Here is a 9,195-nt window from a genome sequence, read left to right as displayed (position 1 = left end):
GACCGGTTCCGACCGGTCCGGGGCCGCCGTTCGTCCGTCCTGGAACCGGTGTTCGGGCGCCGCCGCGTGCTCCCGTGCGCGCCGCGTGAGCCCCCGCCCGCGCGCCGCCGCCAACCGGGCCGATCCATAGGAATCGGGGGCATTTCCCCACCCTTTCGCCATTACTCTAAGTTGAGTGTGCGTGTCATTGAGTGACGGGATTGGTGTAGGGTCCATTTTGGGAGCATCGGTACGGTGCGGCGACCGGCAGGCCGCCCACCCCCTGGGCCACCGTCCTGACGGGGCGCCAGGCCACCGCGTACGTCCGAGAGGTGCGCGGCCGGTGGTCCGTGGCCGGGGCGCGAGGCCCCGGGCCGGAGGGGGAGAGGCCGAGTGAGCTCCACCGAAACGGTGCTGCCCGGAACCGGACGGCCGGAGGCGCCGCACACCGACACGTCCGCCGCCGACGTGCCAGCGCCCGCCCGCCGCAGCCCGCTGTGCCGGCTCCGGGCCAGCCGCACCCTGCCCGGGTTCGTCCTGGGCGCACTCTGCCTGGCCTACGCCGCGGGCGCCGCCGCCGGCTGGGGATCACACCAACTGTCCGTCTTCATGGGCGACTTCGGACTGGCCGCGGCGGCCCTGGCGGCCGCGCTGTCCTGTCTGGTGTACGGCTGCACGGTCGGCGGGCACGCCCGCCCGGCCTGGCTGCTGTTCGGCCTCTCCTCGCTCATGGTCGCCTTCGGCAACGGCACCTGGGGCTGGTACGAGCTGGTCGTGCGCACCGCGCTGCCCCGGGACTCGCTCGCCGAGTACGCCTTCCTGCTCTTCGCCCCGCTCGCCATCACCGGCGTCCTGGTGCTCGCCCAGCACCCGCGCACGGCGGCCGGCTGGCTCTGCCTGCTGCTCGACGGCTGGCTGATCGCCGGCTCGCTGTTCACCCTCAGCTGGAGCCTGGCACTCGGCCGGATCGCGGCCGGCGAGGACGGCTCACCGCTGCGCCTGGCCCTCAACCTGGCCTACCCGGTGCTGGACATCCTGCTGGTCAGCCTGGTGGTCGGGCTGCGCTTCGGCGGCCGGGACGGCAACCGGGCGGCGGTGCACACGGCGATGGTGGCGCTCGCCGTCACCGTCACCTGCGACGCCCTGTTCACCTCCCCGGAACTGCGCAGCAACTACCACTCGGGCGAACTGCTGGACGCCGGCTGGTTCGCCGGCAGCCTGCTGCTGGCCTGGGCGCCGTGGTCGCCGCGCTGGCGCCGCCCGCTGCGCGAGCACCCCTCGGCCGGCGGCCTGCCGCACCGCCGGGTGGCCACCACCTTCAGCGCGCTGACCCCGTACGCGGCCGCCGCGGTCTGCACCGCCGGAATCCTCTACAACGCCCTCGGCGGACGGGAGTTGGACCGCGTGGTGGCCGCGGCGGCCTGCACCGTCGGGCTGGCGCTGATCCTCCGGCAGGGCGTGATGCTCCTGGACAACCTGTCGCTGGCCCAGGAACTCGCCCACAAGGAGGCGCACTTCCGCTCCCTGGTGCAGGGCTCCAGCGACGTCATCATGATCGCCGGCGCCAACGGCGTGCTCTCCTACGTCTCCCCGGCCGCGCTCGGCGTCTACGGCCGGGACCCGGAGCAGCTGGTCGGAGGCAACCTGCTGGACCTGGTCCACCCCGAGGACGTCGGCCGGGTCCTCGCCGAGGTCCGCCGCTACCTCGCCAGGGTCCGGCTCACCACCCACCGCAGCCCCGGCGGCGCCGAGCTCTCCGCCCGGGTCGAGTGCCGGATCAGCTCCGGCGCCGGCGAGTGGCTGCACGTCGAGTCCACCGTCAGCAGACATCGCGACGGCCTGCTGCTCAACAGCCGCGACGTCACCGAACGCGTCATGCTCCAGGCCCAGTTGCAGCACAACGCCTTCCACGACCCGCTCACCGACCTGCCCAACCGGGCGCTGTTCACCCAGCGGCTGCGGGCCGCCCTCGGCGCCCGCGGCCAGCAGGGCGGGACGGGCGCCGGGATCGCGGTGCTCTTCCTCGACCTGGACGGCTTCAAGGCGGTCAACGACACCGCCGGGCACCAGGTCGGCGACGAACTGCTGGTGCAGGCCGCCCGCCGGCTCCAGAGCGCCGTCCGCTGCGGGGACACCGTCGCCCGGTTCGGCGGCGACGAGTTCGCCGCGCTGGTCTGCGGCCCGCTCGGCCGCCTCCAGGTCCAGGAGCTGGCCGAGCGACTGCGCCTCGCGCTGTCCGAGCCGTACTGGATCGGCGGTGCCGAACTCGGCGTCGCCGCCAGCATCGGCATCGCCTTCGGCACCCCCGAGCGCGGCCCGGCGGCCGACCCCAGGGTCGCCGCCGACGAGCTGATGCGCAACGCCGACCTCGCGATGTACCGGGCCAAGTCCGAGGGCAAGGGCCGGGTGGTGCTCTACACCCCCGCGATGCGGGCCGACCTGGAGCGTCGCACCGAACTGGAGGAACGGCTGCGGATGGCGGTGAGGGAGGGCGGCTTCACACTGCTCCACCAGCCCGTGGTGGACCTGCGCAGCGGCGCGGTGACCGGCGTCGAGGCGCAGGCCCGCTGGCGCTCGGTGGGCGGCCTGCTGCTCACCCCGGCCGAGTTCCTGCGTTCGAGCGAGCACGGCGACGCGGCCACCCGGTTCTCCCGCTGGCTGGTCCTGGAGGCGGTCAGCGCGGCCGTCGAGCGGCGCACCCTGCCGGGCCGGGGCCGCGGCGCGCCGGAGCCCGTCCCGGTGGCCGTCCGGCTCTCCGTGGAACGGCTCTGCTCGCCCGGCCTGTACGAGACGGTGGCCGCGGCGCTGCGCGACAGCGGGCTGCCGGCCGACGAGCTGGTGATCGAGGTGGCCCGGATGGGCCCGGACTCGCTCGCCGACGAGCTCGGCCGCCGGCTCTCCGCCCTGCGCGGGCTGGGCGTCTCCACCTGGCTGGCCGGGTACGGCGCCGGCGGCGGTTCGCTCGGCGCCCTCGCCCGGCTGCCGCTGGACGGGCTCAAGCTGGACCGCACGCTCGTCCAGGACCTCGGCGAGTCCGCGCTCAGCCGCACCCTGGCCGGGCACGTGCTGCGGCTCGGCCGCGACCTCGGGATGGCCACCGCCGCCGAGGGGGTGGACCTGCCCCGCCAGGTCTCCGCGCTGCAGGAGCTGGGCTGCGGGCAGGCCCAGGGCTCGGCCTTCGCCCCGCCGCTGGACGAGCCCCGGCTGCGCCGGGCGCTGGCCCGCCGCGGCTATCCGCTGCCCGCGCCGGCGGGCCCGGTCCCGGCCCGCCGCGCGTACCCTCCCGCCGCCGACGACACCCGGACGAGTGGCCGCACGAGTGGCCGCACGGACGCCGCGCCGGGACGTGGCGCACATCACCATGGCGGCTCTGACCTGCCCGAACACCGTGCCGTCACTGGTCCGCCGGGGGGTCCGCATGGCGAGACGGTCATCCCACCTGCTTGACATGCCGCCCCGGACGGGAGGAAGGTCGTTGCCATGCGCACCCGAATTCTCGTACTTGGCGGGCGCGTCGGCTGAGTGGGCTCGTACGCCCTGCTCGTGACAGACCGACGCGCCACCCCTCGCATGCCCTTGGGCACGAGGGGTTTTTTGTTGCACCGACGCTGTTCCACCTCCGCAAGACCCCTGGCCTCGGCCGCCCGAGCATGTCCGACTTGTCGGATCGAGCGGGACGATTGAGGCAGAGCCGGCGCTCGGCCCGGACCGGGACCCCACCCTCGCAGCACCGGGGCCCGCAGCACCTGGTCGGCAAATCCCGAGAAGAGACAGGCAGATGACTGAGCACGCCGCATCCCCCCGCCGCGGGGACAACCCGGCCGCCAACGCTCCCGCTCCCCAGCACGTCGTCGAGACCATGACCGGCGCCCAGTCGCTCATCCGCTCCCTGGAGGCCGTGGGCGCGGACACCGTCTTCGGCATTCCGGGCGGGGCCATCCTTCCCGCGTACGACCCCCTGATGGACTCCGTCAAGGTGCGCCACATCCTGGTCCGCCACGAGCAGGGCGCCGGTCACGCCGCCACCGGCTACGCCCAGGCCACCGGCCGGGTCGGGGTCTGCATGGCGACCTCCGGCCCGGGCGCGACCAACCTGGTCACCCCGATCGCCGACGCCTACATGGACTCGGTGCCGATCGTCGCGATCACCGGCCAGGTCTCCTCCAAGGCGATCGGCACCGACGCCTTCCAGGAGGCGGACATCTGCGGCATCACGATGCCGATCACCAAGCACAACTACCTGGTCACCGACCCGGCCGAGATCCCCCGGGTGATCGCGGAGGCCTTCCACATCGCCGCCACCGGCCGCCCCGGCCCGGTCCTGGTCGACATCGCCAAGGACGCGCTCCAGGCGACCACCACCTTCCGCTGGCCGGTCGAGACCGCGCTGCCCGGCTACCGCCCGGTGACCAAGCCGCACGCCAAGCAGATCCGCGAGGCCGCGAAGATGCTGGTCGGCGCCAAGCGTCCGGTGCTGTACGTCGGCGGCGGCGTGCTCAAGGCGCAGGCCACCGCCGAGCTGCGGATCCTCGCCGAGCTGACCGGCGCCCCGGTGGTCACCACCCTGATGGCGCTCGGCGCCTTCCCGGACAGCCACCCCCAGCACCTGGGCATGCCCGGCATGCACGGCTCCGTCCCGGCCGTCACCGCGCTCCAGAAGGCGGACCTGCTGTTCACCCTCGGCGCCCGCTTCGACGACCGCGTCACCGGCAAGCTGGACGGCTTCGCCCCCGGCGCCAAGGTCGTCCACGCCGACATCGACCCGGCCGAGATCGGCAAGAACCGCCCGGCGGACGTGCCGATCGTCGGCGACGCCCGCGAGGTGCTCGCCGACCTGATCGTCGCCGTCCAGGCCGAGTTCGACGCCGGCCACCGGGGCGACTACACCGAGTGGTGGGAGCGGCTCGACGAGTGGAAGAAGACCTACCCGCTCGGCTACGAGCCGGCCCCGAACGGGCAGCTCTCGCCGCAGCAGGTCATCGAGCGGATCGGCCGGCTGGTCGGCCCCGAGGCCATCTACGCCGCGGGCGTGGGCCAGCACCAGATGTGGAGCTCGCAGTTCATCCAGTTCGAGAAGCCGGGCACCTGGCTCAACTCGGGCGGCGCCGGGACGATGGGCTACGCCGTCCCCGCGGCGATGGGCGCCAAGGCCGGCCGCCCGGAGACCGCGGTCTGGGCCATCGACGGCGACGGCTGCTTCCAGATGACCAACCAGGAGCTGGTCACCTGCGCCCTGAACGACATCCCGATCAAGGTCGCGGTCATCAACAACGGCTCGCTGGGCATGGTCCGGCAGTGGCAGACGCTGTTCTACAACCAGCGCTACTCCAACACCGTGCTGCACTCCGGACCCGGCCACGACGGCATCGAGCCGCCGGCCCAGGGCACCCGGATCCCCGACTTCGTCCTGCTGTCCGAGGCGATGGGCTGCGTCGGCCTGCGCTGCGAGCGCCCCGAGGACCTCGACGCGGTCATCAAGCAGGCGATGGAGATCAACGACCGCCCGGTGGTCATCGACTTCATCGTCCACCAGGACGCCATGGTCTGGCCGATGGTCGCGGCCGGCACCAGCAACGACGAGATCCAGTTCGCCAAGGGCGTGCGCCCCGACTTCGGCGACGACCTCGACTGACCAGCCCCTGCAGTTTCCAGAACGACTGAGGAATCCCATGTCCAAGCACACCCTCTCCGTCCTGGTCGAGAACAAGCCCGGCGTGCTCGCCCGCATCGCCGCCCTGTTCTCCCGTCGGGGCTTCAACATCGACTCCCTCGCCGTCGGCTCGACCGAGCATCCGGACGTGTCCCGGATGACGATCGTGGTCAACGTCGAGGACCTCCCGCTGGAACAGGTCACCAAGCAGCTCAACAAGCTCGTGAACGTGATAAAGATCGTCGAACTCGACCAGTCCGCTGCGATCCAGCGGGAACTGGTCCTGGTGAAGGTCCGCGCCGACAACGAGACCCGGTCGCAGATCGTCGAGATCGTCCAGCTGTTCCGTGCCAAGACCGTCGACGTGTCGCCCGAAGCGGTGACCATCGAGGCCACCGGCAGTTCGGACAAGCTGGAGGCCATGCTCCGGATGCTGGAGCCTTACGGCATCAAGGAGTTGGTCCAGTCCGGCCTGGTCGCCATCGGCCGCGGCGCGCGTTCCATCACGGACCGCTCGCTGCGCGCCCTGGACCGCAGCGCGTAAACAGCGCCGTCTCAAACCCTGACGCAAAGACCCAAACCCCCGCCGCGTGCGCATACGGTGAGCACCGCGTACCCGGCAACCATCACGCAAGGAGATGTGCCCCCGTGGCCGAGCTGTTCTACGAAGACGACGCCGACCTGTCCATCATCCAGGGCCGCAAGGTCGCGGTCATCGGCTACGGAAGCCAGGGCCACGCCCACGCGCTGTCGCTGCGCGACTCCGGCGCCGACGTCCGGGTCGGCCTGAAGCCGGAGTCCACGTCCCGCGCCAAGGCGGAGGAGGCCGGCCTGCGCGTCGTCACCCCGGCCGAGGCGGCGGCCGAGGCCGACGTCATCATGATCCTGGTGCCGGACCCGATCCAGGCCGACGTCTACGAGGCCGACATCGCCCCGCACCTGAAGGCCGGCGACGCCCTGTTCTTCGGCCACGGCCTGAACATCCGCTTCGGCTTCATCAAGCCCCCGGCGGACGTCGACGTCTGCATGGTCGCCCCGAAGGGCCCGGGCCACCTGGTCCGCCGCCAGTACGAGGAGGGCCGCGGCGTCCCCGCGATCGTCGCGGTCGAGCAGGACGCCTCGGGCAACGCCTTCGCCCTGGCGCTGTCGTACGCCAAGGGCCTGGGCGCCACCAAGGCCGGCGTCATCAAGACCACCTTCACCGAGGAGACCGAGACCGACCTGTTCGGCGAGCAGGCCGTCCTCTGCGGTGGCACCGCCGCCCTGGTGAAGGCCGGGTTCGAGACCCTGGTCGAGGCCGGCTACCAGCCGGAGATCGCCTACTTCGAGTGCCTGCACGAGCTGAAGCTCATCGTCGACCTGATGTACGAGGGCGGCCTGGAGAAGATGCGCTGGTCGGTCTCCGAGACCGCCGAGTGGGGCGACTACGTCACCGGCCCGCGGATCATCACCGACGCCACCAAGGCCGAGATGAAGAAGGTCCTCGCCGAGATCCAGGACGGCACCTTCGCCAACACCTGGATCGCCGAGTACAAGGCGGGTCTGCCCAAGTACAACGAGTACAAGAAGGCCGACGAGGACCACCTGCTGGAGACCACCGGCAAGAAGCTGCGCTCGCTGATGAGCTGGGTCAACGAGAAGGCCTGACCCCCTTCCGGGCCGGTACCGGCTGCGCCGCCGGCCCCGATTTTGTTACCCCGTTGTACAAGTAGGCTGCTCTCGTCCGGGTGATTTCGCCGGACGGGAGCAGCCCGCTGTCCAGCCCGTCGATACACTCCGAGTGCGCGTCAGGCCCACAGCGTCGTGCGTCTATCTACGCGGCATGCCACCTTCCCCCGCCCTCCACGCCACCTACGTGCCCGGGGGAACCGGACAGTTAAGGACCCACTGTCGTGAGCACTGTGACATCCAAAAGCGCCGTAGTTCTGATTGCCGAAGAGCTCTCGCCCGCCACCGTCGACGCCCTCGGCCCCGACTTCGAGATCCGCCACTGCAACGGCGCCGACCGCACCGAGCTGCTCACCGCGATCGCCGACGTCGACGCGATCCTGATCCGCTCCGCCACCAAGGTCGACGCCGAGGCGCTGGCCGTCGCCCGCAAGCTCAAGGTGGTCGCCCGGGCCGGTGTCGGCCTGGACAACGTGGACGTCTCCGCCGCCACCAAGGCCGGCGTGATGGTCGTCAACGCGCCGACCTCCAACATCGTCACCGCCGCCGAGCTCGCCTGCGGCCTGCTGATCTCCGTCGCCCGCAACATCGCGCCGGCCAACGCCGCGCTCAAGCAGGGCGAGTGGAAGCGCAACAAGTACACCGGCGTCGAGCTGAGTGAGAAGACCCTCGGTGTCGTCGGCCTCGGCCGGATCGGCGTGCTGGTCGCCCAGCGGATGTCCGCGTTCGGGATGAAGATCGTCGCGTACGACCCCTACATCCAGGCCGCCCGCGCCGCGCAGATGGGCGTCAAGCTGGTCACCCTGGAGGAGCTGCTGGAGGCCTCGGACTTCATCACCGTCCACCTCCCCAAGACCCCGGAGACCATCGGCCTGATCGGCGACGAGGCGCTGCACAAGGTCAAGCCGACCGTCCGCATCGTGAACGCCGCCCGCGGCGGCATCGTGGACGAGGAGGCGCTGGCGAGCGCGCTGCGCGACGGCCGGGTGGCCGGCGCCGGCCTGGACGTGTACGCCAAGGAGCCGTGCACCGACTCCCCGCTGTTCGCCTTCGACAACGTGGTCGCCACCCCGCACCTGGGCGCCTCCACGGACGAGGCGCAGGAGAAGGCCGGCATCGCGGTCGCCAGGTCGGTGCGCCTCGCGCTGGCCGGCGAGCTGGTGCCGGACGCGGTGAACGTCCAGGGCGGCGTGATCGCCGAGGACGTCCGCCCGGGCCTGCCGCTGGCCGAGAAGCTCGGCCGGATCTTCACCGCGCTGGCCGGCGAGGTGGCCGTCCGCCTCGACGTCGAGGTCCGCGGCGAGATCACCCAGCACGACGTGAAGGTTCTCGAACTGTCCGCGCTGAAGGGCGTGTTCGAGGACGTGGTGGCGGAGACGGTGTCCTACGTCAACGCCCCGCTGTTCGCCCAGGAGCGCGGTGTCGAGGTCCGGCTGACCACCTCCAGCGAGAGCCCCGAGCACCGCAACGTGATCACCGTCCGCGGCACGCTCGGGGGCGGCGAGGAGATCGCCATCTCCGGCACGCTGGCCGGCCCCAAGCAGACCCAGAAGATCGTCGGCGTGGACGCCTTCGACGTGGACGTGGCGCTCACCGACCACATGGCCTTCTTCAAGTACGAGGACCGCCCCGGCGTGGTCGGCGTGCTCGGCCGCCACCTCGGCGACGCGGGCATCAACATCGCCGGCATGCAGGTCGCCCGCGACGGCGGCAACGCGCTGGCCTCCATCACCGTGGACACCGAGATCCCGCAGGAGGTGCTGTCGGCCATCGCCGCCGAGATCGGCGCCCACTTCGCGCGCTCGGTCGACCTGGGCTGACCCTCCCGGCTCCAGCAGGGCCCGGACCCCCCCTCGAACAGAGGGTCCGGGGCCCCGGCGTGGGACCCGGGTTCCGCC

At 72.0% G+C, this 9,195-nt stretch carries 5 protein-coding genes; all 5 read left to right on the top strand.

Annotated elements, in window-relative coordinates; all coding sequences use genetic code 11:
* The first annotated feature begins 474 nt into the window (after positions 1-474).
* The 5 genes from ACFWJ4_RS39750 to serA all read left to right on the top strand — a co-directional run bounded on the left by ACFWJ4_RS39750 (position 475) and on the right by serA (position 9,117).
* The gene (locus ACFWJ4_RS39750; protein WP_380553859.1) at positions 475-3,426 is read left to right on the top strand and encodes a putative bifunctional diguanylate cyclase/phosphodiesterase; all 2,952 of its coding nucleotides are present in this window, start codon (positions 475-477) and stop codon (positions 3,424-3,426) included.
* Between the two features lie 331 nt (positions 3,427-3,757).
* A complete protein-coding gene (locus tag ACFWJ4_RS39745; protein WP_380553853.1) occupies positions 3,758-5,611 on the top strand; it encodes an acetolactate synthase large subunit in 1,854 nt (617 codons plus the stop codon).
* Between the two features lie 37 nt (positions 5,612-5,648).
* Positions 5,649-6,173, top strand: coding sequence for an acetolactate synthase small subunit (gene ilvN / locus ACFWJ4_RS39740; protein WP_049657946.1), 525 nt, complete (start codon positions 5,649-5,651; stop codon positions 6,171-6,173).
* 104 nt (positions 6,174-6,277) lie between these two features.
* The gene (ilvC, locus tag ACFWJ4_RS39735; RefSeq protein ID WP_359901553.1) at positions 6,278-7,276 is read left to right on the top strand and encodes a ketol-acid reductoisomerase; all 999 of its coding nucleotides are present in this window, start codon (positions 6,278-6,280) and stop codon (positions 7,274-7,276) included.
* A 254-nt stretch (positions 7,277-7,530) separates the two neighbouring features.
* The gene (serA, locus tag ACFWJ4_RS39730) at positions 7,531-9,117 is read left to right on the top strand and encodes a phosphoglycerate dehydrogenase (RefSeq protein ID WP_380553856.1); all 1,587 of its coding nucleotides are present in this window, start codon (positions 7,531-7,533) and stop codon (positions 9,115-9,117) included.
* The last annotated feature ends 78 nt before the right edge of the window (positions 9,118-9,195 follow it).

The organism is Kitasatospora sp. NPDC127067, assembly GCF_042724755.1.
In the GTDB taxonomy this organism is placed as follows: domain Bacteria; phylum Actinomycetota; class Actinomycetes; order Streptomycetales; family Streptomycetaceae; genus Kitasatospora; species Kitasatospora lactacystinica.
This window is presented reverse-complemented; position numbering and strand designations above follow the sequence as displayed.